At 62.8% G+C, this 24,770-nt stretch carries 33 protein-coding genes and 1 pseudogene; 25 read left to right on the top strand and 9 right to left on the bottom strand.

Annotated elements, in window-relative coordinates; translation table 11 throughout:
- Positions 1 to 17: 17 nt before the first annotated feature.
- From rplN to V1273_RS21685, 19 genes and pseudogenes are all read left to right on the top strand, one after another.
- Positions 18 to 386: a 50S ribosomal protein L14 gene (gene rplN, locus V1273_RS21775; RefSeq protein ID WP_011473865.1), complete on the top strand. Its 369-nt coding sequence runs from the start codon at positions 18 to 20 to the stop codon at positions 384 to 386.
- Positions 386 to 701 (top strand): annotated as a pseudogene (gene rplX, locus V1273_RS21770) (50S ribosomal protein L24). The gene rplN and the pseudogene rplX overlap by 1 nt, the downstream one beginning before the upstream one ends.
- Positions 694 to 1,251 (top strand): 50S ribosomal protein L5, encoded by a 558-nt coding sequence (rplE, locus tag V1273_RS21765; protein ID WP_057843585.1) that lies wholly within the window; start codon positions 694 to 696, stop codon positions 1,249 to 1,251. Before rplX ends, rplE begins: the two are co-directional and overlap by 8 nt.
- A gap of 43 nt (positions 1,252 to 1,294) precedes the next feature.
- A complete protein-coding gene (rpsN, locus tag V1273_RS21760) occupies positions 1,295 to 1,600 on the top strand; it encodes a 30S ribosomal protein S14 (RefSeq protein WP_028349047.1) in 306 nt (101 codons plus the stop codon).
- Between the two features lie 14 nt (positions 1,601 to 1,614).
- On the top strand, positions 1,615 to 2,013 hold the full coding sequence (rpsH, locus tag V1273_RS21755; RefSeq protein ID WP_028349046.1) for a 30S ribosomal protein S8: 399 nt from the start codon (positions 1,615 to 1,617) through the stop codon (positions 2,011 to 2,013).
- A 16-nt stretch (positions 2,014 to 2,029) separates the two neighbouring features.
- Positions 2,030 to 2,563 carry a 50S ribosomal protein L6 gene (gene rplF, locus V1273_RS21750; RefSeq protein WP_028349045.1) on the top strand — a complete coding sequence of 178 codons (534 nt, stop codon included), beginning with the start codon at positions 2,030 to 2,032 and terminating at the stop codon, positions 2,561 to 2,563.
- Positions 2,564 to 2,574: 11 nt separating this feature from the next.
- Positions 2,575 to 2,934, top strand: a complete 360-nt coding sequence (gene rplR / locus V1273_RS21745; protein ID WP_057843589.1) for a 50S ribosomal protein L18 — start codon at positions 2,575 to 2,577, stop codon at positions 2,932 to 2,934.
- A 62-nt stretch (positions 2,935 to 2,996) separates the two neighbouring features.
- Entirely contained in the window at positions 2,997 to 3,572 is a 576-nt protein-coding gene (rpsE, locus tag V1273_RS21740) for a 30S ribosomal protein S5 (RefSeq protein WP_028349043.1), read from the top strand.
- A 37-nt stretch (positions 3,573 to 3,609) separates the two neighbouring features.
- Positions 3,610 to 3,804 (top strand): 50S ribosomal protein L30, encoded by a 195-nt coding sequence (rpmD, locus tag V1273_RS21735; protein WP_028349042.1) that lies wholly within the window; start codon positions 3,610 to 3,612, stop codon positions 3,802 to 3,804.
- Between the two features lie 16 nt (positions 3,805 to 3,820).
- On the top strand, positions 3,821 to 4,306 hold the full coding sequence (rplO, locus tag V1273_RS21730) for a 50S ribosomal protein L15 (RefSeq protein WP_028349041.1): 486 nt from the start codon (positions 3,821 to 3,823) through the stop codon (positions 4,304 to 4,306).
- A gap of 135 nt (positions 4,307 to 4,441) precedes the next feature.
- Entirely contained in the window at positions 4,442 to 5,773 is a 1,332-nt protein-coding gene (gene secY, locus V1273_RS21725; RefSeq protein WP_334363355.1) for a preprotein translocase subunit SecY, read from the top strand.
- A gap of 71 nt (positions 5,774 to 5,844) precedes the next feature.
- Complete coding sequence (locus V1273_RS21720; RefSeq protein WP_334410820.1) at positions 5,845 to 6,699, top strand: adenylate kinase; 855 nt, start codon at positions 5,845 to 5,847, stop codon at positions 6,697 to 6,699.
- Positions 6,700 to 6,883: 184 nt separating this feature from the next.
- The gene (rpsM, locus tag V1273_RS21715) at positions 6,884 to 7,252 is read left to right on the top strand and encodes a 30S ribosomal protein S13 (protein WP_028349038.1); all 369 of its coding nucleotides are present in this window, start codon (positions 6,884 to 6,886) and stop codon (positions 7,250 to 7,252) included.
- A 128-nt stretch (positions 7,253 to 7,380) separates the two neighbouring features.
- Positions 7,381 to 7,770 (top strand): 30S ribosomal protein S11, encoded by a 390-nt coding sequence (rpsK, locus tag V1273_RS21710; RefSeq protein ID WP_006021048.1) that lies wholly within the window; start codon positions 7,381 to 7,383, stop codon positions 7,768 to 7,770.
- Positions 7,771 to 7,881: 111 nt separating this feature from the next.
- The gene (locus tag V1273_RS21705) at positions 7,882 to 8,922 is read left to right on the top strand and encodes a DNA-directed RNA polymerase subunit alpha (RefSeq protein ID WP_176722005.1); all 1,041 of its coding nucleotides are present in this window, start codon (positions 7,882 to 7,884) and stop codon (positions 8,920 to 8,922) included.
- Positions 8,923 to 9,071: 149 nt separating this feature from the next.
- Complete coding sequence (gene rplQ / locus V1273_RS21700; protein ID WP_334410819.1) at positions 9,072 to 9,488, top strand: 50S ribosomal protein L17; 417 nt, start codon at positions 9,072 to 9,074, stop codon at positions 9,486 to 9,488.
- Between the two features lie 128 nt (positions 9,489 to 9,616).
- A complete protein-coding gene (greA, locus tag V1273_RS21695) occupies positions 9,617 to 10,066 on the top strand; it encodes a transcription elongation factor GreA (RefSeq protein ID WP_334410818.1) in 450 nt (149 codons plus the stop codon).
- A 24-nt stretch (positions 10,067 to 10,090) separates the two neighbouring features.
- Positions 10,091 to 10,387: a DUF1330 domain-containing protein gene (locus V1273_RS21690; protein ID WP_334410816.1), complete on the top strand. Its 297-nt coding sequence runs from the start codon at positions 10,091 to 10,093 to the stop codon at positions 10,385 to 10,387.
- A gap of 87 nt (positions 10,388 to 10,474) precedes the next feature.
- Positions 10,475 to 10,825: a DUF1236 domain-containing protein gene (locus V1273_RS21685; RefSeq protein ID WP_334363348.1), complete on the top strand. Its 351-nt coding sequence runs from the start codon at positions 10,475 to 10,477 to the stop codon at positions 10,823 to 10,825.
- Between the two features lie 61 nt (positions 10,826 to 10,886).
- Here V1273_RS21685 and V1273_RS21680 read toward each other — a convergent pair whose 3' ends face one another.
- The 4 genes from V1273_RS21680 to V1273_RS21665 all read right to left on the bottom strand — a co-directional run bounded on the left by V1273_RS21680 (position 10,887) and on the right by V1273_RS21665 (position 15,126).
- The gene (locus V1273_RS21680; protein WP_334363347.1) at positions 10,887 to 11,255 is read right to left on the bottom strand and encodes a hypothetical protein; all 369 of its coding nucleotides are present in this window, start codon (positions 11,253 to 11,255) and stop codon (positions 10,887 to 10,889) included.
- A 193-nt stretch (positions 11,256 to 11,448) separates the two neighbouring features.
- Positions 11,449 to 12,942, bottom strand: a complete 1,494-nt coding sequence (locus V1273_RS21675; RefSeq protein ID WP_334410815.1) for an amidase — start codon at positions 12,940 to 12,942, stop codon at positions 11,449 to 11,451.
- Between the two features lie 7 nt (positions 12,943 to 12,949).
- Positions 12,950 to 13,927, bottom strand: a complete 978-nt coding sequence (locus V1273_RS21670; RefSeq protein ID WP_334363345.1) for a Bug family tripartite tricarboxylate transporter substrate binding protein — start codon at positions 13,925 to 13,927, stop codon at positions 12,950 to 12,952.
- A gap of 128 nt (positions 13,928 to 14,055) precedes the next feature.
- Complete coding sequence (locus V1273_RS21665) at positions 14,056 to 15,126, bottom strand: zinc-binding alcohol dehydrogenase family protein (protein WP_334410814.1); 1,071 nt, start codon at positions 15,124 to 15,126, stop codon at positions 14,056 to 14,058.
- A 129-nt stretch (positions 15,127 to 15,255) separates the two neighbouring features.
- Here V1273_RS21665 and V1273_RS21660 point away from each other — a divergent pair, with 129 nt between their 5' ends.
- The 4 genes from V1273_RS21660 to V1273_RS21645 all read left to right on the top strand — a co-directional run bounded on the left by V1273_RS21660 (position 15,256) and on the right by V1273_RS21645 (position 19,157).
- Positions 15,256 to 15,633, top strand: a complete 378-nt coding sequence (locus V1273_RS21660) for a winged helix-turn-helix transcriptional regulator (protein ID WP_334410813.1) — start codon at positions 15,256 to 15,258, stop codon at positions 15,631 to 15,633.
- A gap of 82 nt (positions 15,634 to 15,715) precedes the next feature.
- Entirely contained in the window at positions 15,716 to 17,113 is a 1,398-nt protein-coding gene (locus tag V1273_RS21655; RefSeq protein ID WP_334410812.1) for a DegQ family serine endoprotease, read from the top strand.
- The gene (locus V1273_RS21650) at positions 17,110 to 18,447 is read left to right on the top strand and encodes a replication-associated recombination protein A (RefSeq protein ID WP_334410811.1); all 1,338 of its coding nucleotides are present in this window, start codon (positions 17,110 to 17,112) and stop codon (positions 18,445 to 18,447) included. The genes V1273_RS21655 and V1273_RS21650 overlap by 4 nt, the downstream gene beginning before the upstream one ends.
- Entirely contained in the window at positions 18,444 to 19,157 is a 714-nt protein-coding gene (locus V1273_RS21645; RefSeq protein WP_334363340.1) for a tetratricopeptide repeat protein, read from the top strand. The genes V1273_RS21650 and V1273_RS21645 overlap by 4 nt, the downstream gene beginning before the upstream one ends.
- A gap of 18 nt (positions 19,158 to 19,175) precedes the next feature.
- Here V1273_RS21645 and V1273_RS21640 read toward each other — a convergent pair whose 3' ends face one another.
- The 5 genes from V1273_RS21640 to V1273_RS21620 form a co-directional block, all read right to left on the bottom strand.
- Complete coding sequence (locus V1273_RS21640; RefSeq protein ID WP_028349025.1) at positions 19,176 to 19,463, bottom strand: hypothetical protein; 288 nt, start codon at positions 19,461 to 19,463, stop codon at positions 19,176 to 19,178.
- Complete coding sequence (locus V1273_RS21635) at positions 19,460 to 19,855, bottom strand: TfoX/Sxy family protein (protein ID WP_334410810.1); 396 nt, start codon at positions 19,853 to 19,855, stop codon at positions 19,460 to 19,462. The genes V1273_RS21640 and V1273_RS21635 overlap by 4 nt, the downstream gene beginning before the upstream one ends.
- Before the next feature lie 11 nt (positions 19,856 to 19,866).
- Positions 19,867 to 20,547, bottom strand: a complete 681-nt coding sequence (locus tag V1273_RS21630) for a winged helix-turn-helix transcriptional regulator (protein ID WP_334410809.1) — start codon at positions 20,545 to 20,547, stop codon at positions 19,867 to 19,869.
- Positions 20,544 to 21,005 carry a hypothetical protein gene (locus tag V1273_RS21625; protein ID WP_334410807.1) on the bottom strand — a complete coding sequence of 154 codons (462 nt, stop codon included), beginning with the start codon at positions 21,003 to 21,005 and terminating at the stop codon, positions 20,544 to 20,546. The genes V1273_RS21630 and V1273_RS21625 overlap by 4 nt, the downstream gene beginning before the upstream one ends.
- 128 nt (positions 21,006 to 21,133) lie before the next feature.
- Positions 21,134 to 22,078, bottom strand: coding sequence for an alpha/beta hydrolase (locus V1273_RS21620; RefSeq protein ID WP_334410806.1), 945 nt, complete (start codon positions 22,076 to 22,078; stop codon positions 21,134 to 21,136).
- A 128-nt stretch (positions 22,079 to 22,206) separates the two neighbouring features.
- On the opposite strand from V1273_RS21620, the gene V1273_RS21615 reads away from it, so the two are divergent.
- Both V1273_RS21615 and V1273_RS21610 read left to right on the top strand, forming a co-directional pair.
- A complete protein-coding gene (locus tag V1273_RS21615; protein ID WP_334410805.1) occupies positions 22,207 to 23,409 on the top strand; it encodes an RluA family pseudouridine synthase in 1,203 nt (400 codons plus the stop codon).
- A 197-nt stretch (positions 23,410 to 23,606) separates the two neighbouring features.
- Positions 23,607 to 24,746 (top strand): amidohydrolase family protein, encoded by a 1,140-nt coding sequence (locus V1273_RS21610; RefSeq protein WP_334410804.1) that lies wholly within the window; start codon positions 23,607 to 23,609, stop codon positions 24,744 to 24,746.
- The last annotated feature ends 24 nt before the right edge of the window (positions 24,747 to 24,770 follow it).

The following is a 24,770-nucleotide window of genomic DNA, read 5'->3' as shown; positions in this document are numbered from 1 at the left end:
GAGGACGAGGTGCATCAATGATTCAGATGCAGACCAACCTCGACGTGGCCGACAATTCAGGCGCACGCCGTGTCATGTGCATCAAGGTGCTGGGGGGCTCCAAGCGCCGCTATGCCACCGTGGGCGACGTTATCGTCGTGTCGATCAAGGAAGCGATTCCGCGCGGCAAGGTGAAGAAGGGCGACGTGATGAAGGCCGTCGTGGTGCGCGTCCGCAAGGACATCCGCCGCGCAGACGGTTCGGTTATCCGCTTCGACCGCAACGCCGCCGTCTTGATCAACAACCAGTCGGAGCCGGTCGGCACCCGTATCTTCGGGCCGGTGCCGCGCGAGCTTCGCGCCAAGAACCACATGAAAATCATTTCGCTTGCGCCGGAGGTGCTGTGATGGCTGCCAAGATCCGGAAAGGTGACAAGGTCATGGTGTTGACCGGTCGCGACAAGGGTCGCACCGGCGAAGTATTCGAGGTCCGCCCCGCCGAGAACAAGGCGTTGGTGCGCGGCGTCAACATGGTGAAGCGTCACCAGAAGCAGACCCAGAACCAGGAAGGCGGCATCATCTCCAAGGAGGTCGCCGATCCACCTGTCCAACATCGCCTATGTCGGCAAGGACGGAAAGCCGACCCGCATAGGATTCAAGATTCAGGCCGATGGCAAGAAGGTACGCGTTGCCAAGAGCTCGGGAGCAGAGATCGATGGCTGATACGGCTTACGTGCCGCGCCTGCGCGCGGAGTATGACAAGAGCATTCGCGGCAAGCTGACCGAACAGTTCGGCTATGCCAACGTCATGCAGGTGCCGCGGCTGGACAAGGTCGTGCTCAACATGGGCGTCGGCGACGCCGTCAACGACCGCAAAAAGGCCGAAACCGCGGCTGGCGAACTGACGCAGATCGCCGGCCAGAAGGCGATCGTGACCTATTCGCGGATCGCGATCGCGACCTTCAAGCTGCGCGAGAACCAGCCGATCGGCTGCAAGGTCACGCTGCGCAAAGCGCGGATGTACGAGTTCATCGATCGCCTGGTGAACGTGGCGTTGCCGCGCGTGCGCGACTTCCGTGGCCTCAATCCGAAGAGCTTCGATGGCCGCGGCAACTACTCGCTCGGCCTCAAGGAGCACATCATTTTCCCCGAAATCGATTTCGACAAGGTTTCGGAAGCCCGCGGCATGGACATCACGGTCTGCACCACGGCGAAGACCGACGACGAGGCGCGCGCCTTGTTGACCGCATTCAATTTCCCGTTCCGGCAGTGAGACGCAGCTAAGCCTCTCAAACGCGGAAACCCAGGAGCCAAGCATGGCAAAGAAGAGTTCGATCGAGAAGAACAACCGGCGCAAGCGGATGGCCAAGAACGCCGCCCCGCAGCGTGCGAAGCTGAAGGCGATCATCGCCGACAAGACCAAGCCGATGGAAGAGCGGTTTGCGGCGACGCTGAAGCTCGCCCAGATGCCGCGCAACTCGTCGACCACGCGGATTCGCAACCGCTGCGAACTGACCGGCCGTCCGCGCTCGAACTACCGCAAGAACAAGCTTTCCCGCATCGCGCTGCGTGAACTCGGCTCCAAGGGCCTGGTTCCCGGGCTCGTGAAGTCGAGCTGGTAAGGAGGGTCGTCACGATGTCAACGCACGATCCGATCTCCGATCTCATCACACGCATCCGCAACGCGCAGATGCGTTCGAAGTCCAAGGTCTCGACCCCGGGCTCGAAGATGCGCGCCAGCGTGCTCGAAGTGCTGAAGGCCGAGGGCTATATCCGCGGCTATGCCAGCGTGGAGCATGCTTCGGGCCGCAGCGAACTCGAGATCGAGTTGAAGTATTTCGACGGCGAGCCCGTCATTCGCGAGATCGAGCGGGTCTCGAAGCCGGGCCGCCGGGTTTACGCCTCGGTGAAGAACCTGCCGCGTGTGAACAACGGTCTCGGCATTTCGGTGTTGTCGACGCCGAAGGGAATCATGGCCGACCACGCCGCGCGAGACGCGAATGTGGGCGGCGAAGTTCTCTTCACGGTGTTCTGAGGAAGGATTTTTAGCCATGTCACGTGTTGGCAAACGGCCTGTGGCGATCCCGTCCGGTGTGACGGCGACCGTCGAGGGACAGACCGTCAAGGTGAAGGGGCCGAAGGGCCAGCTTCAGTTCGTCGTGCATGACGACGTCGAGGTGAAGTTCGAGAAGGGCGAGGTCAAGGTCGCGCCGAAGTTCAAGACCAATCGCGCGCAGGCCATGTATGGCACCGCGCGCGCGCAGGTGGCGAACCTGGTCGAGGGCGTCACCAAGGGCTTTGAGAAGAAGCTCGAGATCACCGGCGTCGGCTATCGCGCCGCGATGCAGGGCAAGAACCTGCAGCTCGCGCTCGGCTACAGCCACGACGTGGTCTATGCGATCCCGGAAGGCATCACCATCGCGGTGCCGAAGCCGACCGAGATCACGATTTCGGGCACCGATTCCCAGCGCGTCGGGCAGGTCGCCGCCGAGATCCGCGCCTACCGTCCGCCGGAGCCTTACAAGGGCAAGGGCGTGAAGTACGCCAATGAATTCATCTTCCGCAAGGAAGGCAAGAAGAAGTAACGGAGCCGGTCATGTCACTCAAGGTCACGAATGCCCGGCGCAAGCAGCGAGTGCGCAACTCGCTGCGCCGGTCCGCCAATGGACGCCCGCGTCTGTCGGTGTTCCGTTCGTCGAAGCACATCTACGCCCAGGTCATCGACGACCTGAAGGGCGAGACGCTGGCTTCCGCCTCGTCGCTGGAAAAGGCCATGCGCGAGGCCGGCAACACCGGCGCCAACATCGATGCGGCCAAAGCCGTCGGCAAGCTGCTGGCGGAACGCGCCGTGAAGAACGGCGTCAAGGAAGTGGTGTTCGATCGCGGCAGCTATCTCTACCACGGGCGCGTCAAAGCGCTCGCGGACGCCGCCCGCGAGAGCGGACTGAGCTTCTAACGAAACGGTTTTGGATAATTACGAGGACAGGGGCTTTCTTCCCCTAAAGATTGGAAAACACCATGGCAGGTGAACGCGAACGCGGCGGACGCGAACGGAGCAGGGATCGCGAGGAGCGCGACAGCGAGTTCGTCGACAAGCTCGTCCACATCAATCGCGTGGCGAAGGTCGTCAAGGGCGGCAAGCGCTTCGGCTTTGCGGCGCTGGTCGTAATCGGCGACCAGAAGGGCCGGGTCGGTTTCGGCCACGGCAAGGCGCGCGAAGTGCCCGAGGCGATCCGCAAGGCGACCGAGTCGGCCAAGCGCAATCTGACGCGCGTGGCGCTACGCGAAGGCCGCACGCTGCATCACGACATCGCCGGCCGTCACGGTGCCGGCCGCGTCTACCTGCGCGCCGCTCCGGCCGGTACCGGCATCATCGCCGGCGGCCCGATGCGCGCGGTGTTCGAGACGCTCGGCATCCAGGACGTGGTGGCGAAGTCGATCGGCTCGTCGAATCCCTACAACATGGTTCGCGCGACCTTCGACGCGCTGAAGCATCAGGATTCGCCGCGTTCGGTTGCGGCGCGCCGCAACATCAAGGTGTCCACGCTGCAATCGCGCCGCGTCGGCGGTGACGCCGAAGTGGTGGCTGAATAACCGGCGCGAATTTCAAGCGCTCTTTGGAGTTAAGACGATGGCCAAGGCCGCAAAGACGATCAAGGTCGAGCAGACCGGCAGCGCGATCCGCCGCCACCACTCGCAGCGTTCGACGCTGATCGGCCTCAAGCTCAACAAGATCGGCCGGGTTGCCGAGCTGCAGGACACCCCTGAAGTTCGCGGCATGATCAGCAAGGTTCAACATCTCGTCCGCATCGTCGGCGAGAAGTAAGTAAGGAGACAGGGCGATGAAGCTCAGCGATATCGCCGACAACGCCGGCTCGCGCAAGAAGCGCATGCGCGTCGGCCGTGGCATCGGTTCCGGCAAGGGCAAGACTTCGGGCCGCGGCGGCAAGGGCCAGACCGCGCGTTCGGGCGTGCGCATCAAGGGCTTCGAGGGCGGCCAGATGCCGCTGCATCGCCGCCTGCCGAAGCGCGGCTTCAACAACATCTTCCGGCTCGACTTTGCCGAGATCAATCTCGACCGGCTGCAAGAGGCGATCGACGCCAAGCTGGTCGACACCAAGGAAACCGTGACCGTCGAGTCGCTGGTGAAGGCTGGCGTGATCCGCCGTGCCAAGGACGGCCTGCGGCTGCTCGGCCGCGGCGAACTCAAGGCCAAGCTCGCGATCGAGGTGCACGGCGCCTCGAAGTCCGCGGTTGCGGCGGTCGAGAAGGCCGGCGGCACGGTGAAGATCCTGGCCCCGGCCAAGAAGGAAGGCGAGGCGGCGTAACATCTGCGTCATGCCCGCCTGATCGCGGGCATAGACCGGTGGACTTATCGAAGCCGCGCACCAAATAATGTCCGGCGTCTACCGATTGCCCGGGAAGGGGCGTCGGCCTGGGAGGCGGCGGGAGAAAGCCTGAACATGGTCTCAGCAGCAGAACAACTTGCGGCAAACCTCAATTTCGGCGCTTTGGCCAAAGCCGACGAACTGAAGAAGCGCATCTGGTTTACGCTGGGTGCGCTGCTTGTTTATCGGCTCGGTACCTATATCCCGCTGCCCGGCATCGATCCCGCGGCCTGGGAGCAGGTGTTCAAGTCGCAGGCCGGCGGCATTCTCGGCATGTTCAACATGTTCGCCGGCGGCGGCATCAACCGCATGGCGATCTTCGCGCTGAACATCATGCCGTACATCTCGGCATCGATCATCATTCAGCTTCTGACGACGGTATCGCCCAAGCTCGAAGCCTTGAAGAAGGAAGGCGAGGCGGGCCGCAAGACCCTGAACCAGTATACCCGCTACCTCACGGTGATCCTCGCCACGTTTCAGGCCTATGGCATCGCGATCGGACTTCAGGGCGCCGGCAACGTGGTCAGCGAGCCCGGGATGTTCTTCCTGATTTCCACCACGATCACGCTGACCGGCGGCACCATGTTTCTGATGTGGCTCGGCGAGCAAATTACCTCGCGCGGCATCGGTAACGGCATTTCGCTGATCATTCTGGCCGGCATCGTTGCCGAGTTGCCCTCGGCACTCGCCAACATGCTCGAACTGGGACGCCAGGGTGCGCTCTCGACCGGCTTGATCCTGATCGTGATCGTGATGGCGGTCGCCGTGATCGCCTTCATCGTGTTCATGGAGCGCGCGCAGCGCAGGCTTCTGATCCAGTATCCGAAGCGCCAGGTGGGCAACAAGATGTTCGAGGGGCAGTCCTCGCATCTGCCGCTCAAGCTCAACACCTCGGGCGTCATTCCGCCGATCTTCGCCTCGTCGCTGTTGCTGCTGCCGGCGACGGTTGCGAACTTCAACGCCGGCAAGGGGCCGGAATGGTTCCAGTGGCTCAACACCCAGCTCAGCCACGGCCGTCCGCTGTTCCTGTTCCTCTATCTGGCGCTGATCGTGTTCTTCGCCTTCTTCTACACCGCGATCGTGTTCAATCCGACCGAGACCGCCGACAATCTGAAGAAGCACGGCGGTTTCATTCCCGGCATCCGCCCGGGCGAGCGCACCGCCGAATATATCGACTACGTGCTGTCGCGGATCACGGTGCTTGGTGCGATCTATCTGGCGATCGTGTGTCTGATTCCCGAAATCCTGATTTCCTACGCCTCGGTGCCGTTCTATTTCGGCGGCACCTCGCTTCTGATCGTCGTCAGCGTGACCATGGATACGGTGGCGCAGGTGCAGGGTTATCTGTTGGCCCATCAGTATGAGGGGCTGATCCGGAAATCCAAGCTGAGGGGCCGCCGCCGCTGACCAGCGGAGCGCTCTGAAATTCAATACAAGGTGTGCGGTGTTTCGCTCACCAAGCCGGGGGGCGAGCAGTCATGAGATTGATCCTTTTGGGACCGCCGGGGTCGGGGAAGGGTACCCAGGCACAGCGGCTGGTGCAGCGCTATGGGATTGTGCAGCTCTCGACCGGCGAGATGCTGCGCGCGGCTGTGGCCGCCGAGACGCCGGTCGGGTTGAAGGCCAAGGACCTCATGGCAAACGGCCAGCTTGTGCCTGATGACGTCGTAGTCGGAATCATTTCTGACAGGATCGATCAGCCGGACGCGGCCAAAGGCTTCGTCCTCGATGGGTTCCCGCGTACCGTACCGCAGGCCGAGGCGCTGGATGAGCTCTTAAAGAAAAAGCATCTCAAGCTCGACGCGGTGGTCGAACTGCGCGTCAATGAGAGCGCGCTGCTACAGCGCGTCGAAACCCGCGTCGCCGAGATGCTGGCGCGCGGCGAGGAGGTGCGTGTTGACGACACGCCGGAAGTGCTGACCAAACGGCTCGCTGCCTACCGGTCGCAGACCGAGCCGCTGATTCACTACTATTCCGAGCGGCGGAAGCTCGCGACCGTCGACGGGATGATGACCATCGAGCAGGTAACCCGGGAGGTTAACCGGATCCTCTCCGCTGTCGGCGCGCTGGAACCCAAGGTGGCGCCGGCCCGGAAGGCCAAGGCACGGAAGACCGCCAGGCCAGCGGCCAAAAAGGCCGCCAAAACCGCCAAGAAGGCCGTCAAAACGGCGCGTAAGGCCGCCAAATCGGCCTCCAGGGGAGCCAAAGCGGCTGGCAGCAAGAAGGCTGCTCGGAAGGCCGTTTCGGCGGCCAGAGGGCGAGGGGGCGCGGGGGTCCAAAAGACCGTCCGCAAGGCTGCCAAAAAGGTCACGAAAAAGCGAGCTAAGCGATAGAGGCGGTTGACGAAACCGAGTTGAATCCTTTAATAAGCCCCGCATCCAAGTCGGATAGTTTTTTGACGATGCCGGGCCCCGAAAGAGATCAGGGGAGGGCGTCGTGTTCGCGTTTGCGGACACCTGCCCGAGTTAGCAAGAACATAGCCCGATCCATGAGGGATCGGCGACAGGAGAGAAGTCCGTGGCCCGTATTGCCGGCGTGAATATCCCGACCAACAAGCGCGTTCTGATCGCGCTCCAGTACATCCATGGCATCGGCCAGAAGAACGCGTCCGAGATCATGGAGAAGGTCAAGATCCCGGCTGATCGTCGCGTCAGCCAGTTGAGCGACCAGGAAGTCCTGCAGATCCGCGAAGTCATCGACCGCGACTATCTCGTCGAAGGCGACCTTCGCCGCGAGACCGGCATCAACATCAAGCGTCTGATGGACCTCGGCTGCTATCGCGGCCTGCGTCATCGCCGCGGTCTTCCGGTGCGCGGTCAGCGCACCCACACCAACGCGCGCACGCGCAAGGGCCCGGCCAAGTCGATCGCCGGCAAGAAGAAGTAATTCGGCGAATTGCGAATAGGGAATGGCGAATAGAAATCTATTCGCTACTCGCCATTCGCCACTCGCGTTTTTAGGTGTAGCCGCTGGCAGTACGGCGGCGTTTGAGATCACAGGAAGGTTTTAAGGTAATGGGCAAGGAAGCCACCCGCGTCCGCCGTCGCGAACGCAAGAACATCGCCTCCGGCATCGCGCACGTGAATTCGTCCTTCAACAACACGACCATCACCATCACCGACGCGCAAGGCAATACCATTGCCTGGTCCTCGGCCGGCACGATGGGTTTCAAGGGATCGCGCAAGTCGACCCCCTATGCCGCGCAGGTCGCGGCCGAAGACGTTTCCAAGAAGGCGCAGGAACACGGCATGCGCACGCTGGAAGTGGAAGTTGCCGGCCCCGGTTCGGGCCGCGAATCGGCGCTTCGCGCGCTGCAGGCCGCGGGCTTCACCGTCACGTCTATCCGCGACGTGACGACGATCCCGCACAATGGTTGCCGTCCGCGCAAGCGCCGGCGCGTTTGATATCTGGTCGCGGGCGGTTGTGCCGCTCGCGATTGCTTTTGGAATTTTCCGCGGACTGATCCGCGATCTCCAACGCCAGTGAATCTGCAGGCAGATCGACTGGCCGGTCTATTGACCCGAAGGGGTGACAAAGTGACGATCCAGAAAAATTGGCAAGAACTTATTCGACCGAACAAGCTGCAGGTAACGCCGGGCGGCGATGCGACCCGGTTTGCGACCGTCGTCGCCGAGCCGCTCGAGCGCGGTTTCGGCCAGACACTCGGTAACGCGCTGCGCCGCATCCTGTTGTCGTCGCTGCAGGGCGCCGCCGTGCAGTCGGTGCACATCGACGGCGTGCTGCACGAGTTCTCCTCGATCGCGGGCGTTCGCGAGGACGTCACCGACATCGTGCTCAACATCAAGGACATCTCGATCAAGATGCAGGGCGAAGGCCCCAAGCGCATGGTCGTGAAGAAGTCGGGTCCGGGCGTCGTCACCGCCGGTGACATCCAGACCGTCGGCGACATCGTGGTGCTCAATCCCGAGCTGCAGATCTGCACGCTGGACGAGGGCGCTGAGATCCGCATGGAGTTCACGGTCGCCGCCGGCAAGGGCTACGTCGCCGCCGAGCGCAACCGGCCCGAGGATGCGCCGATCGGCCTGATCCCGGTCGACAGCCTGTTCTCGCCCGTGCGCAAGGTCTCCTACAAGGTCGAGAACACCCGCGAGGGCCAGATCCTCGACTACGACAAGCTGACCATGACGATCGAGACCAACGGCGCGATCTCGCCGGAGGACGCGGTGGCCTATGCCGCGCGCATCCTGCAGGATCAGCTCAACGTGTTCGTGAACTTCGAAGAGCCGCGCAAGGAAGTCGCGCAGGAGATCATCCCCGATCTCGCCTTCAACCCGGCGTTCCTCAAGAAGGTCGACGAGCTCGAGCTGTCGGTGCGTTCGGCAAACTGCCTGAAGAACGACAACATCGTCTATATCGGCGACCTCGTGCAGAAGTCGGAAGCGGAAATGCTCCGCACCCCGAACTTCGGCCGCAAGTCGCTGAACGAGATCAAGGAAGTGCTGGCCCAGATGGGTCTGCATCTCGGCATGGAAGTGCCGGGCTGGCCGCCGGAGAACATCGACGAGCTCGCCAAGCGCTTCGAGGATCACTACTAAGCGAATAGGGAGTGGCGAATAGCGAATAGGGGAGAAACTATTCACAACTAGCCATTCGCTACTCGCCACACTGGGGCGAACGCAGGCAGCCCACCTGAGCAACATGTCCGACGAACCGTCGCGACGAAGACAAATCAAGGAAAACACCAATGCGTCACGGCAAGGTTCATCGTAAGCTCAACCGCACCGCCGAGCATCGCCGCGCGATGTTCGCCAACATGTGCGCCGCGCTGATCAAGCACGAGCAGATCGTCACCACGCTGCCGAAGGCCAAGGAGCTGCGCCCGATCGTCGAGAAGCTCGTTACCCTCGGCAAGAAGGGCGGGCTCGCCATGCGCCGCCAGGCGATCTCCGAAATGCGCGACGTCGACCAGGTCAAGAAGCTGTTCGACACGTTGGCGCCCCGCTACAGGGACCGTCAGGGCGGCTACACCCGCATCATCAAGGCCGGCTTCCGCTACGGCGACAACGCGCCGATGGCCGTTATCGAATTCGTCGACCGCGACGTCGACGCCAAGGGCCAGGATTCCGGTCCGGTAGAGGAGAAGTCCGCCGAAGCGGCGTAACTGTTCCAAATCGCAGTTTTCAAAGGCGGCGCCAAAAGCGCCGCTTTTTTGTTGCCCGGCGCGCCGCGCGATCGCGGCCGGCGCGTGACTTCACAGGAACGTCCCGGGCCGCCAAACGTTTGACATCCATGAGTAGGGCGTTCGTCAAGGATACCGAGGACGTCGAAGATCTGCCTGACCGGCCAATCTCCGAACTTCCGAATGACGTGACGGCTGAAGGTCTCCGCCGGATTGAGCAGGCGTTGGCCGCAGCCCAGGCCGCGGCGCAATCCGCCGGCGATCGCGCGGCGCTGGCCAGCGCCCGCCGTGACTTCCGCTATTGGAATGCTCGCCGCGCCACAGCAAGGGTGGCGCCCGAGCCATCAGACAATTCCGTCGTGCGCTTCGGCCACACCGTCACCATTGTGCGCGAGGACGACCGGCGACAGACGTTTCGGATCGTCGGCGAAGACGAGGCCGAACCTGCACACGGCACGATCTCGCACGGCTCGCCGCTGGCGCGCGCGCTGTTCGGCAAGGGCGTCGGCGATGTCGTCGCCATCGCCGGAGGCGAAGCGGAGATCGTCGAAATCCGGTGATCAATTCGTCGCCCGAGGTTCGCGATGCCGGCCTATGTCATTTCCGAAGTTGAGATGCGCGATGCGGAGGGCTTTGAGGCCTATCGCATCATCGCTGCGAAGACGATCGCGCAATATGGCGGGCGCTATTTGGTCCGTGGCGGCGCCGCGACTTTGATCGAGGGTAGCCCGCCGCCGAAGGTCATCATCGTTGTCGAATTTCCAACGATGGAGCGTTTGCGTGAATGGTACGCCTCGCCGGAATATGCCGAGGCGTTGAGAGTGCGGCAGACCGCGCTGGATCGCCGTCTGGTTTTCGTCGAAGGCGTCGCGCCGGTTTAGGCCGTGGAAGCGGTCGTTCAGGCGGAACAAGGACGCTCGGAAACCGTTTTTCCTGATGCCGCGCTGACGCGGCTTGAGGAGGACCCGATGAAGAAGCTGCTTATTTTGGCGGCGGCAGGGTCGCTGATTGCGACCATGGCCAACGCTCAAACCACGGTCATCACTCCCGACACGACGACCGGAACTGCGGGCGCAACAATTCGGATCGAGCCGGAGTATCGCACGAAGATCAAGAGCTACGTGACCGAGCACAAGATCCGGCCGGTGGAAACACGAGAAAGGATCGTGGTGGGCGCCAAGGTGCCGACCGAGGTCGAACTCGAGGCAGTGCCTTCGGATTGGGGCCCGTCAGTGACGAAGTATCGCTATGTCTACTCGAACAATCGCGTGATGCTGGTCGACCCCGCCACGCGCACGGTGGTGCATGAGATCGACTGAGGTGTTCTCGTCGCTCCATGCAAAAGGGCCGCCATGTCTGGCGGCCCTTTTCATTTCCAGATCACCAGTGATGCCAGTAACGGCGGTGGTAAAACCGCGGGCCATAGAATCGCGGACCGCCATAGTAGGCGAACGCCGGGCGAACCACGCGACGATAGCGAACGACGGGATAGTAAGGCTCGTCGTAATAGCCACCATAGTAGGCCGGCGCATAACCGCCGTAATAGGCCGGGTACCCGCCGTAATATCCGGGACCATAGGCGTAGGCGTTCGAAGCCAGTCCGCCGATCACCGCGCCCGCGATCAATCCGCCAGCCACGGCCGGGAAAAATCCTCCTCCGCGCCAGTGGGCCTCCGCCGGCGAGGGGGCCGTTACCGCGGTCAAGCCCAAGACCGCCGCTGCGGCTAAAGCCAAAGGTGCTTTTCTCATGGACTACTCCTTTCCGTAATTCAGACGTCCAATACTTTACATTCGAGCGAAGTTCGCTCTTTCGCAAAACAGACACTCGCTAAACACATTCGAGTGAAGTTCGTTGCCCAAGTGCCGGCTTTCAGACCGCTCTGGAGTCAGATTTAACTTTGATGAACGAATGTTCAGGCGACGGCTTCGAAACGGAGCCGGATCAATCGAAATCCAGAAAACCTGGCCGGCTCGAAATCGGAGGCTGTCGGCGCAGCCAGGCGAGGTCGGGTACGGGACGGGCCGTCTCCGGATTGGCCTCAAGCAGCGCCTCGATCTCGCGGGCCACTGAAAGCGTCGCGACGTCGCCGCCTCGCGGACCGATGATCTGGATGCCGAACGGCAATCCGGCGCCGTCGCGTCCGGCCGGTATCGCCACCGCCGGGTGTCCGGCATTGGTCACGGCATAGGCCAGCGCCAGCCAGTGAAAATAGCTTTTCGTCGGTGTGCCGTCGATGGTGGCCGGGTAAAGCTCGGACCAGGGCCGCGGGCTGATCGTGACTGTCGGCGCGATGATAAAATCGTGCTCGCCAAAAAATTTCTGCCAGCTCCGATAAAGCGCGGTCTGCAGCGAAAGCGCACGTGCCACGTCGACGGCAGAATAGCCGAGCCCCTCGGCCACGTTGTCGCGAATGTTGGGACCCACTTTGTCCGGATACTTCTCGGCAAGCTCTCGGTGCCGGCCCAGAAACGCGACGGCGCGCAAGATCCGGAACACCTCGTCGGCATGGCTGCAATCCGGATGGGTCCATGCGACGCAGCGGAATGCCGATCCGAATGTCGCGAGCTTCGTTTTAAACGTCTCGGCGATGACGCGTTCCGTCGGCGCAAACCCGAAATCGCAGGTCGCCGCGATGCGCAAGCTTGCGAGATCGGTCCGCGGCGGATCACGATAGGTCTCGCACACGGGCGTTCCGCCGGCGTGAAGGATGGCCGACAACGGATCGCGCGCGTCGCGATCCAGCATGCAGGAAAGCATCAGGCAGGCGTCCGATACGTTTCTCGCCATCGGCCCGAGTTGCGAGATCTGCAGCCAGGCCATATTGCGGCTATTGCTGGCGATCAGCCCGGGGGAGGGGCGGAATCCGACGACACCGCAAAAGGCGGCGGGGTTCCTGACCGAGCCGCCGGTGTCCGAACCGGTCGCCAGCGGCACCATGCCGGTTGCAAGCGCTACCGCCGATCCGCCGGACGAGCCGGCGGCGGAGCGCTCGGGATCGAAGGGATTGCCGGTGGCGCCATGAAGCGCATTGCGTGTGTTGCCGCCCGCGCCCCATTCGGGGACGTTGGTCTTGCCAATGACGATGGCGCCGGCGCGCTTGAGCATCGCGACGATCGCCTCATCCTCGGCCGCGACATTGTCCGCGAACAGCACGCTGCCGAAACTCGTCGGCAGCCCCTTGGCGTCGATCAGGTCCTTGACGCCGAGCGGGAGCCCGTGCAGCGGCCCGAGCGCATCGCCGCGCATCACGGCAGCTTCGCTTTCCCGCGCCGCCGCGCGCGCCGTATCGAACGAGCGCGCGATGATCGCATTGACGGCCGGATCGATTTCCTCGATGCGACGGATGCAACTGTCCATGAGTTCGACCGGCGAAAGCTTGCGCTCGCCGATCAGCGCCCGGGCCGTTACCGCGGGCAGATCGCACGGCTCGGTCATATCAGGATTACTCTTCCTTGATCCCGCCCTTGCGGGCCAGTTCCTTCATCTCGGCCGTTTCCTTGGCGATGAAACCCGGCCAGTCCGGATAGCGCTTGAAGCCGGCTTCGTACCCGACCTTCGTAAAGCGCTCGATCACCGAAGGACTTGCGATTGCCTCTTCCAGCACCGAGGCCAGGCGGTCGCGTATGGCCGGAGGGATTCCCTTGGGCGCGACCACGGTTCCCCAGGAGACGAGGTCGATATTGGGATAACCGAGTTCGGCGAGAGTCGGAACGTCGGGAAGGAACGGCGAGCGCTTGGCGGAGAACACTGCCAGCGGGCGAACCGTGCCGGCTTCGAGTTGCGGCCTGATCGCGATCACGGTGTCCACGTGGTACTCGATGTGCTTGCCTATCAGGTCGTTCATCGCCGGCGCGCTACCCTTGTAGGGCAGGTGCACCATCTTGATGCCGGCGCTCGATTTGAACAGCTCGCCGGCGAAATGCGAAATGGTGGCCACGCCGAAGGACGCCAGCGACAGCTTGTCGGGATTGGCCTTCGCCGCCGCGACAAGCGCCGCAACGTCCTTGATCGGGCTGTCACGATGGGTGACCAGCACCATGGTCAGGGTACCGGTCTGGGCGATCGGCTCGAAATCCCTCGCGCTGTCGTACGGCACGTTCTCCTTCACGGCGTGCTGCAACGTGAAGGTCGAATTCGAACTGGTGAGCAGGGTGTAACCGTCCGCTGCCGCGTTGGCGACCTCCTTGGCGGCGATCGTCGTGCCGCCGCCGGGGCGATTGAGCACGATCACGGGCTTGCCCAGACGCGTCTCGAGTTCGCCGGCAATGATGCGCCCGACGACGTCGCCAGCTCCGCCCGCCGGATAGGGCACAATCAACTGCAGCGATTTTTCGGGGTAACTGCCTTGTGCCGTTGCGATCGACGCGCAACCCACCACGCAGGACGACGCCAGCGTGGCCGCCAGAAACATTCGTATCATGTCGAACAGGTCTCCTGTCTTCCGTGTTCCCCGGCAATTCGCGCCGGGGTTTTTCGGCGACAGCCATCCCGGATCGATGGAACAGGCTCCCTTGAATCGACCTCCGGATCAACCCCGTTGTTGGGCCGCTACCACCCCTCCAGCACGATCTTGCCGCGCGACTTGCCGCTTTCCAAAAGCGCATGGGCCCGTTTCAGATTGGCGGCGTTTATCGTTCCAAAGGTCTGGTCGAGTGTGGTGCGCAGCACGCCCTTGTCCAGGAGGTCGGAGACGTCGTTCAGGAGGTGGTGCTGGGCGATCATGTCAGGCGTCTGGAATGACGAGCGCGTGAACATTGATTCCCAGTGGATCGAGACCGCCTTGCCCTTGAAGGCGGAGACGGTGAATTCCGGGGGATCGTCGATCAGGCCGAACTTGCCTTGCGGCGCGATGAAATCCGCGATCGCCTTGTAGTGCTGGTCGGTGAAGGTGAGGCTCGCAACCAGCGCGACCGGCGGCACCTTCAACTTTTCGATCTGCTCCTTCATCGGCTGGGAATGATCGATCACCGCATGCGCGCCGAGATCGCGGCACCATTTCTGCGACTCGGCGCGCGTGGCGGTAGCGACCACCGTCAGCCCGGTGAGGCGGCGCGCGAGCTGGGTCAGGATCGAGCCGACGCCGCCGGCGCCGCCGGTGATCAGTAGGGTGCTGTCGTCACGCACGTGGTACAGGTCGCGGAGCATTTGCGCGTGAGGATTTGACGTCAGTGGAAATCCCGCGCCATGCGGCACGGCGCCGAGCCGGTCGAACAGCAATTCCCAAGCGGTGATCGAAGTCAGCGGCAGCGCCGCGGCCTGCGCGAACGACAGCGATTTCGGCTTCTTGCCGACGATCCGCTCGTCGACCAGGTGAAATTCCGCGTTGGTGCCCTGGCGCAGGATTGAGCCCGCGTAAAACACTTCGTCACCTGCCTTGAACAGCGTTACGTCCGGGCCGACGGCATCGACGATGCCGGCAGCGTCGTAGCCCAGGATTTTCGTTTCGCCCTCGGGCGGGGCGGCGCGCTTGCGGACCTTGTAATCGACCGGATTGGCTGAGATCGCCTTGACGGCGACGCGGATGTCGCGGCCCGTCGGTTCCGGCTTGGCGGCCTCAAAATCAATCAGCGCATTCGCATCTTCGATGGGGAGCGATTTTTTGTATCCGACGGCCTTCATGTCCGTGCCTCCTCCGTGTTTGACAGATTGATTGCCTAACTGTCGCTCTAGCATCCGCTTGGCAAGTACTGTAAATTTGGGGAACTAGTCCCTGTTTGGATACTATTGGGGAAACTCCAGGAAAAACTCATGAAACGGCGGAATTTTGCCCGTCGGCCGGGCTGCGCGGTTGAAGCGACGCTCGATCTGATCGACGGCAAGTGGAAAGGCGTGATCCTGTTTTACCTGCAGGCCGGCACCCAGCGTTTTGGGGAGTTGCGGCGGCGGATGCCAGGGATTACCCAGCGCATGCTGACCAAGCAGCTTCGCGCGCTCGAGGACGACAAGCTCGTGATCCGCAAGGTCTACGCCGAGGTGCCGCCGCGGGTCGAATACACGCTGTCGGAGATCGGCGAGAGCCTGCGGCCAGTGATCGAGACACTCAGGGCATGGGGCGAGGGACATCAGGAAAGGCTATCCTGTGCGCCGGCCTCCGACGCCGCGAAAGTGCCCGATCGCGCGGCCTGACCGGCAACATGGTAGACCGCCTTATCTTCTCTCGTTGCCGCCTCGCATCTATATCTGAGGCCATCAATTTTGGGATTCTTGCATGACGTTGACGATCCGCTCTTTCGCCTTGCTGCTGGTTTCCGCAGTCGTTGCAACGCCGGCGCTGGCGCAGGATCGGCGCGTGCCAACCTCGGGCGCCGAGTTGCGGCTGTCGTACGCGCCGATCGTGCAGCGCGCGCAGCCGGCAGTGGTGAACGTCTATGCTGCCAAGACCGTACAGAATCGCAACCCGCTGCTGGATGACCCGATCTTCCGCCGCTTCTTCGGCGTCCCGGGCATGCAGCCCGAGCAGATGCAGCGCTCGCTGGGATCGGGCGTGATGGTCGACGCCTCGGGGCTCGTGGTCACCAACAACCACGTTATCGAGGGCGCCGATCAGGTCAAGATTTCGCTCGCCGACAAGCGCGAGTTCGAGGCCGAGATCGTGCTCAAGGACAGCCGCACGGATCTGGCCGTACTGCGCGTGAAGGACGGACGAGAGAAATTTGCGACGCTGGACTTTGCCAATTCCGATGAATTGCTGGTCGGCGATGTCGTGCTCGCGATCGGCAACCCGTTCGGCGTCGGCCAGACCGTGACCCACGGCATCGTCTCGGCGCTGGCCCGCACCAAGGTCGGCATCACGGATTACCAGTTCTTTATCCAGACCGATGCGGCGATCAACCCCGGCAATTCCGGCGGCGCGCTGGTCGATATGACCGGCAAGCTCGTCGGTATCAACACCGCGATCTTCTCGCGCTCCGGCGGCTCGCAGGGCATTGGGTTTGCGATCCCCGCCAACATGGTGCGCGTGGTCGTGGCCTCCGCCAAGAGCGGCGGCAAGGCCGTCAAGCGGCCGTGGCTGGGTGCGAAACTGCAGGCGGTGACGCCTGAAATCGCCGAGACGCTGGGGCTGAAACTGCCGAACGGCGCCCTGGTCGCCAATGTCGCACCAAACAGTCCGGCCGCGCGCGCCGGTCTGAAACCGTCCGATCTGATCGTCGCCATCGAAGGGCAGCCGATCGACGAACCCAACGCGTTCGACTACCGCTTCGCCACAAGGCAACTCGGCGGCGCCGCGCAGATCGACGTGCAGCGTGGCGGAAAGACCGTCAAGGTCACGGTGCCGCTGGAAACCGCCCCCGACACCAACCGCGATGAAATCGTGCTCACCGGACGTTCGCCGTTCCAGGGCGCCAAGGTCGCCAATATTTCGCCGGCGATTGCCGACGAATTGCACCTGGATTCTCAGGCCGAGGGCGTCGTGGTGATCGACCTCGCCGACGACGGCACCGCGGCCAGCGTCGGCTTCCAGAAGGGCGACATCATCCTTGCGGTCAACAATCAGAAAATCAGCAAGACCAGCGACCTCGACAAGGCTTCGAAAACCTCCTCCAGGCTCTGGCGCATCGTCGTGGTGCGCGGCGGCCAGCAGATCAACGTGACGCTCGGCGGATGAGCCCGAAGAAACCCCGCGAGGCGACCAATCTCTTTGCTGCGGCAGGGATGGAGGAGGATGCGCCGCGTCCGCTTCCCGACCGGTTGCGCCCGCGCTCGCTCGCCGATGTCGTCGGGCAGGACCACATCCTCGGTCCCGACGGCGCGCTGACGCGCATGCTGGAGACGCGTACGCTGGGCTCGCTGGTGTTCTGGGGACCGCCGGGCACCGGCAAGACCACGGTGGCGCGGCTGTTGGCGGATGCCACCGAACTGCATTTCGAGCAGATTTCGGCGGTGTTTTCCGGCGTTGCCGATCTGAAGAAGGTATTCGACGCCGCGCGCGCCCGTCGCGAAATGGGCAAGGGCACGCTGTTGTTCGTCGACGAGGTGCATCGCTTCAACCGCGCGCAGCAGGATTCCTTTCTGCCTGTCATGGAAGACGGCACCGTGGTGCTGGTCGGCGCCACCACGGAAAATCCGTCATTCGAGCTCAACGCCGCGCTGCTGTCGCGCGCGCGTGTGCTGGTGTTTCATTCGCTCGATGCTGCCGCGATCGAAAAACTCTTTGCGCATGCCGAGAGGGTCGAGGGACGAAAATTGCCGCTCGATGCCGAGGCGCGCGCCGTGCTGGTGCGGATGGCCGACGGTGACGGCCGTGCCGCGCTGACACTCGTCGAAGAGGTATGGCGCGCCGCGCGCAGGGACGAAGTCTTCAATGCTGCGCAGTTGCAGGAGATCCTGCAGCGCCGCGCGCCGATCTACGACAAGTCGGCCGATGGCCATTACAACCTGATCTCGGCCCTGCATAAGTCCGTGCGCGGCTCCGACCCCGACGCCGCGCTGTATTACCTCGCGCGCATGCTGGACGCGGGCGAGGACCCGCTATTCCTGGCGCGGCGCGTCGTGCGCATGGCGGTGGAGGATATCGGCCTTGCCGATCCGCAGGCGCTGGTGATCTGCAATGCTGCCAAGGACGCCTTCGATTTTCTTGGGTCTCCCGAGGGCGAGCTCGCGATCGCGCAGGCCGTGATCTATCTCGCCACTGCGCCGAAATCGAATGCCGCCTACAAGGCCTTCGGCGCGGCGACGCGCACGGCGAAAGAGGGCGGCTCGCTGCTGCCGCCAAAGCATATTCTCAATTCGCCGACAAAATTGATGAAGTCGGAAGGCTATGGCTCCGGCTACGAATACGATCACGACGCGCCGGACGCCTTCTCCGGACAGGACTACTTTCCGGAAGCGCTGGGGCGGCAGACGTTTTACGATCCGCCTGATCGCGGCTTCGAGCGCGAGATTCGCAAGCGGCTGGATTACTGGGCCAAGCTGCGTAAGGAACGGGGCCAGCGCGAATGAACAGTTTCGAGAATTATCTGAGGCAGGCTATTCGGGCCGTCGCATGTGTGGTGATGCTGGCGTCGCCGCTTGCTGCCGCGGCTGACAGCGCCGAGGTGGCGCCGGGCGTGCAGGTGACGAAGCGAAGCTATACAGCGCCGACCAACGAGCAGCCGTTCTTCGGATTTGCAGTCAAGAGTTCGGAGGAGAAGACCGCCGACGAGAAATTCGTAAGCGCCATCATCGGCGCGACAGGCTCTCGCGAAAAAGCCTTTGACGAAATAACCCTGCGTGGTTGGAGGGCTGTAAATACCGGCAAGATACGTGAGGCCGCGCTGCGGTTTAACCAGGCGTTTCTCATTTCACCGGAGCAGAGCGCCGTCTATCACGGCCTCGCGGTGGTCGCGCAATTTCGCTTCAATGATCTCGATGCCGCCGATGAACTGTTCAGGATCGCGCTCAAACAGCCCAATCCGGTGAAGGCGCTCAGGGCCGACTATGGCCGCATGTTGCTGATCGCGAAGCGCCCGCGCGACGCGCAGCTCGTGCTGGAGCAGGCGGTCAAGGATGCGCCGGATTTCGGCGACGCCTGGACCAATCTCGCCATCGCCCGCTTCCAGAACGGCGACGCAGCGGCCTGCGCAGCGGTGGAGGAAGCCGCCAAGAAGCGTCCGTCCAACAATTCCGGGGCCGACCTGACCGCGGTGAGAAACGCCGCGCAGTGCAAATAGCGCCGGTGATCTTCCGCGTCAGCCCGACCTTACTTCGTAGACTCGAATGCTCGAAATGAAGGGGTTACCTTGCGCCATCTTCTCGGCGTCGTCGAGCGTCGCCGCGTTGACGATTGTGAAGCCTGTGATGGAGTCGGGTCCGAGCGGAAGGTCCTTCGTTCCGCCCTTCGAGATTTCGCGACCATTGCCGAAGCCGCCCATGTCCACGGTATGCGGCTTGGTAGCCTCGAACCATTTGCCCCAGGCGGCCATGATTTCCGGAGTGGGCTTTTCAAATCCGTAATGCAGCAGAACGAACTTCTTCATGCTCGGCTCCTTTTCATCGATCGGGGCAATTGCTTTTTCTTTGGAGACGTCGCCTTCGACGCGATTGCCTCGGCATAGTGCAGCGAAAGATCGATCCAGAATGCGCGCTTCTCCGCGTCGGCCAGTAGCTCCTCGGGCAATCGCACATATTCGCGCATCGGCCGGCCCTTCATGGGCTCGAAGGTCCGTTCGCCAAATTCGGCGGTGAACCGGGCGCGATCTTTCTCCGAGAGCCGCATGACGAAATCGTTCTGGTGCAGCCCGATAAACAGATTTCCGTTGGCGAAGGCCGCCGGGTAGCCGAACATCTTGCGGCGCGAGATATTTGCGCCTGGCGGAACCGACTGGTCGAACAGGTCGATCAGCGACTGCGGTGATTTCGTCCAGGCCACCGGCCCCTCCGTCAGTTTGCAGCGGGCGCTATGCGCCGGCGTTCCGCAAGGTCGAACAGAAGGGGAAGCTTGCGGACGAGGGTGATCGAGCCGCTCACGCTGGCGCGCTTCGCATCGATCGCGTCCTGAAGGGACACGCTCGTCCCGACAATCTGGAGCACCGCGTCGAACGGAGCTTCCAGCGTCCCCTTGCAATCGGTGATGCCCCTCTCAATAGCCGTCCCGAAGCCGCCGCCCGCGACGGTGAAGGCTGCCGATTTCTTGCCATGGGTGACCGTAAGGCCGATCCTGATTTCCGGCACGGGTGAACGCTTTGCAATGGCGTCGAGGCCAAGCAGCACCCAATCCGGCTCGAACGTGTCGCCCGGCACCGGCGGGAACAGGAAGCGGCCGCCCCAGCGGATCAACTCCCGGATCGCGGGCTGAACTTCCCGGCCGATCTCGGTCAATTCGTATACCTGCGCATTGGCCGGCGGCGGCAAGGCGGTTCGCCGTACGACGTTGCACTCGATCAGGGCGGTGAGGCGCGTTGTCAGCAAGGTGGGGCTCATGCCGTCAAGATGATCCAGGAGATCGCCAAATCGCTTCGGCCCAAGCAGAAGCTCGCGGATGATCAGCAGAGTCCAACGCTCGCCGATGATCTCCGCCGCGCGGGCGAGTGCGCAGAATTGCGGATAGTGAAGATTGCTCATGCCGTCGAGCTTGGTTCCTCCGCATCATGACGGTAGGCGAGGGCGATCAACGGCCCCACGACTGCGAATTGCAGGATCGTGAACGCGGTTTCGAGCAGCACATAGTCCGGCACGGAAACCATCACATTCTTGGCTGCGACCGCGAGCGTGGTGAACGACCATGACAGCAGGCCAGCGCCAAGTCCGTACAAGAGCCCGTCCTTCAGAAACGAGCCGCTACGTTGTGCAAATACGCGCGGGAACAACCACGAGAACATCGCGCCCTGGATGATCATCGAACCCAGTCCGAACGCGATTACCGGCTCGTCGCGATAGATCTGGAGCGCGTGGTACTTCTGCTCGAACAGGACGAGGTGCCAGACATAGGCGATCGGAAACGAGGGAAGCAGGTAGGCGGCAAAGCCAAGCCAAAAGCCGCGGGCGCCGGTTGGACGGGCAACATCGGACGTTGCTGACATCGGAACAGCTCCATCGTACTACATTTTTTATAGTACATGCTATAAAATCTGGAGTCAAATATTCGTGGGCGGCAGCTTCGCCGTGCGGCGTTCCGGGCGCGAGCCGTATTGCGCCCTGAGCTTTGTCGCTATTTCCCTGTCTTCACGAAATCCAGGATTTGATCGGTCAGGCGCGTGTCGGCAGTGTTGATCGAATACACCTCCGACATGTGACTGTGCTGCGGCAACAGGATAGCGCGTGCGCATCCGCTGGCTCGTTTGCAGGTGGCTCGCTTCCCGATATCGAGCTGCACCACGAACCCTTCCGGATCCAGTTCGGCGGCAACCATCATCAGCGGAATGTCGGTCGTTGCCAGACCTCTCGATGAGGATCGTTCGGCATAGCGCGCAGCATCGTCACCAAAATAGGCCCGCTGGGTATCGGCGAGCGGCATCGCGGTCAGGTCATAAATGCCCGAGATCATGATCGCCCCCGCGAGGCCGCCGCCTTTGATCCTGTGAAGTTCGGGATGCGAGACATAGGTCGCGACGTGAACCGCGCCCGCGGAGTGCCCCATCAGAAAGATACGCGCGCCATTGCCGCCGCGCTCGCTGATCTTGTTTGCAATCCACTGCACCGCGGTGGCCAGATCCTCGGCGCCCGCCGGCCAGGGTGCTTGCGGTGCGAGGCGATAGGCGACGTTCACTCCGACAAAGCCGTTCCTTACCGCCCATAGCATGATGTTGTCATAGAATGGGCTGGTCGGCGTCGTGCGCTTGTTGCCGCCTACATACGCGCCGGCATGTACATAGATCAGCACCGGCCGCGGAGATGGAGCCGTGTCCGGCATGAAGATATCGAGCAGATTGCGATCGGCCGGACCGTATTTGACGTCCCGCTCGACCTTGACGCCTTGATATGGCTCTTTTTCCTGTAGCGGCGCATACAGCGCGAAGGTCCTGGGCGGATCGATGACGCGGCCGAGTTCCAACAGTGCCTGCGCGATATGCTCCGGCATCGGGCTCCGCTGCGCTTCGGCCGCGTTCGCGAACATTGCGGCCACAACGACCAAAGCCAATCTTGATAGGGCCATCCGGGTTTCCCGCGCATCGTCGAAATTGGCCTAGTTTGGCCGATCCGGAGCGGGATTGGCACCGAATTCACCGTGACGATTCGCTGCATTTGCGCTAGGCAACGGTCTACCCCTTGGAGCGAAACCAGATGAGCCGCCGCGACCGAAAACCGCTAGCCAAGTCGCGCACGCCAGGCTCCCGTCCCAAGGGAGCCACGCCGTTCCGCAGCAAGAAGCCTGGCGACCGGCCGCAGGGCGACCGTCCTGGTGGCAAGCCTGCGCGGTTTGCCGAGCCGCGCCGGGAGAAGCCGGCTTTCGTGGTGGCAGAGCCCGAAAAGACCAAGGCCGAAGCTCCGCTGCCGACCAAGGTTCAGACCGTCGTCGTCACGGCGGACGAAAACAACATGCGCGTCGACCGCTTCCTCGAGGCGCGCTTTCCCGGCCTGTCGTTCTCCCACATCCAGCGCATCGTCCGGAAGGGCGAGTTGCGCGTGAACGGCAAGCGCGCCGACAGCAAGGACCGGCTGGAAGAAGGCCAGAGCGTTCGTATTCCGCCGCTGCGACTCGATGCGCCGAAGGGAACGGGTCCGCTCTCTGAAGCCGCGACCAAGACGCTGCAGGCCCTGAAGGAGATGACGCTTTACGAAGATGCCGACGTCGTGGTGTTGAACAAGCCGGCGGGGCTGGCGGTGCAAGGCGGCTCCGGCATCACGCGCAACGTCGACTCCATGCTGGAAGTGATGCGCGACGCCAAGGGGCAGAGGCCGCGGCTGGTGCATCGGCTCGACAGGGAAACGTCCGGCTGTCTTCTGGTCGCCAAGACGCGCTTCGCTGCCACCGCACTGACCGGCTCGTTCCGCCACCGCTCCGCGCGCAAGATTTACTGGGCGCTGGTGGCGGGCGTGCCGAAGCCGAAGCAGGGCCGCATCTCGACCTATCTCGCCAAGGAGGAGAGCGAGGAGGACAGCATCATGCGGGTCGCAAAACATGGCGACGAGGGCGCAAGCCACGCGGTGACGTATTACGCCGTGGTAGAGACCTCGGCGCAGAAGCTCGCCTGGGTGTCGCTGAAGCCGGTCACCGGGCGAACCCACCAGTTGCGCGCCCACATGGCGCATATCGATCACGCCATCGTCGGCGACCCCAAATATTTCAATAAGGAGAATTGGGACCTGCCGGGCGGCCTGCAGAACCGCCTGCATCTGCTGGCGCGGCGGCTCGTTATCCCACATCCGCGCGGCGGCGTGATCGATGTCAGCGCGCCGCTGCCGCCGCACATGCTGCAATCCTGGAATCTGCTCGGGCTGGAGCACGACCGGTTCGATCCGATCGAGAACGCACCGGAGGAGTAGCGGGCACGCAACGCACTGGCCGGCGCAATAGCTGTCAAACGTAAGAACACGCTGATTTGATATTGTGCGATCCGGACGGTCCTAACGTCAGGCCGTCAGGTGCAGGGGGATTGCGCATGAACGGAAATCTGGTCCGACTCGCGTTTTGCTTTTTCGCGATAGGAGCGTCCAGCGTACCTGGTTCTGCCCGTGCGCAGATGCTCGCTCTCGTCGGCGGCAGTGTCTACGCTTCGCCCGACGCTGCGCCGCTTGCCGACGCCGTCATTCTCATCGCCAATGGCGCCGTCGCCGCGGTCGGAACCCGCAGGGAGGTGCAAATTCCCTCCGATGCGCGCGTCATCGATTGCACCGGCAAGACTGTGGTTGCCGGTTTCTGGAACAGCCACGTCCATTTCACGGAAGAGGTGTGGAAGAACGCCGGCTCAGCTCCTGCCGCACCGCTGGCCGAGCACATGCAGGCGATGCTGACGCGCTGGGGCTTTACGACGGTCTGGGATATCGGCTCAGACGGAAGAGATACGCTGGCGCTGCGCCGCCGGGTCAATTCCGGCGAGATACCGGGCCCGGATATTTATACGGCAGGCAGCATCTTTCCCAAAGACGGCCATCCGGCCTATCTGCCCGCCGAAATCAAGCTGCCGGAAGCTTCCACGCCGGAAGAGGCCGCGCAATTGACGCGCACCTATATGGGCTTTGGTCTTGACGGTGTGAAACTGTTCACCGGCTCCTTCAAGGGCACCGGAAAGCCGGTCGTGAACATGGACCCAGCGATTGCCAAAGCGGCAGTCGACGTGGCGCATGCTGCGGGCAAGCCGGTGTTCGCCCATCCGCAAAACATGGCAGGCGTCGACGCCGTCATCGCTGCCGGCGTCGACATCATGGCGCACACGGTGCCCGGCGAGGCGGTCTATTCGCCCGAGCAGCTCGCGCGATTCAAGCAGCAGCGCATTGCCCTGGTTCCGACGCTCTCGCTGTTTGCAAAGCTTCCCGTTGCGCCCGATATCGCTGCGCGCCTCATCGCGACGACCTTCGCTCAAGTCAAGGCGTTCTCCGACAATGGCGGTCCCGTCCTGTTCGGCACCGATGTCGGCTTCACCACCTATTACGACACCACGCTCGAATACGAGCTGATGCATCGCGCGCTGTCCGCGCGCCAGATCCTGGCGTCGCTGACGATCAATCCCGCGCAATATTTCAAGGCGGCGAAGAAGGGGCGGGTCGAGAAGGATTTCGACGCCGATCTCGTGGTGCTTGACGGCGATCCACTCGCCGACGTCACCAATCTCGCCAAGGTCGCCTACACGATCCGGGCGGGAGAGGTGATCTATCGGAAGTGAGCTGACTAGGCGAACCGGGCGATT

This window comes from Bradyrhizobium sp. AZCC 1721, assembly GCF_036924715.1.
In the GTDB taxonomy this organism is placed as follows: Bacteria; Pseudomonadota; Alphaproteobacteria; order Rhizobiales; family Xanthobacteraceae; genus Bradyrhizobium.
This window is presented reverse-complemented; position numbering and strand designations above follow the sequence as displayed.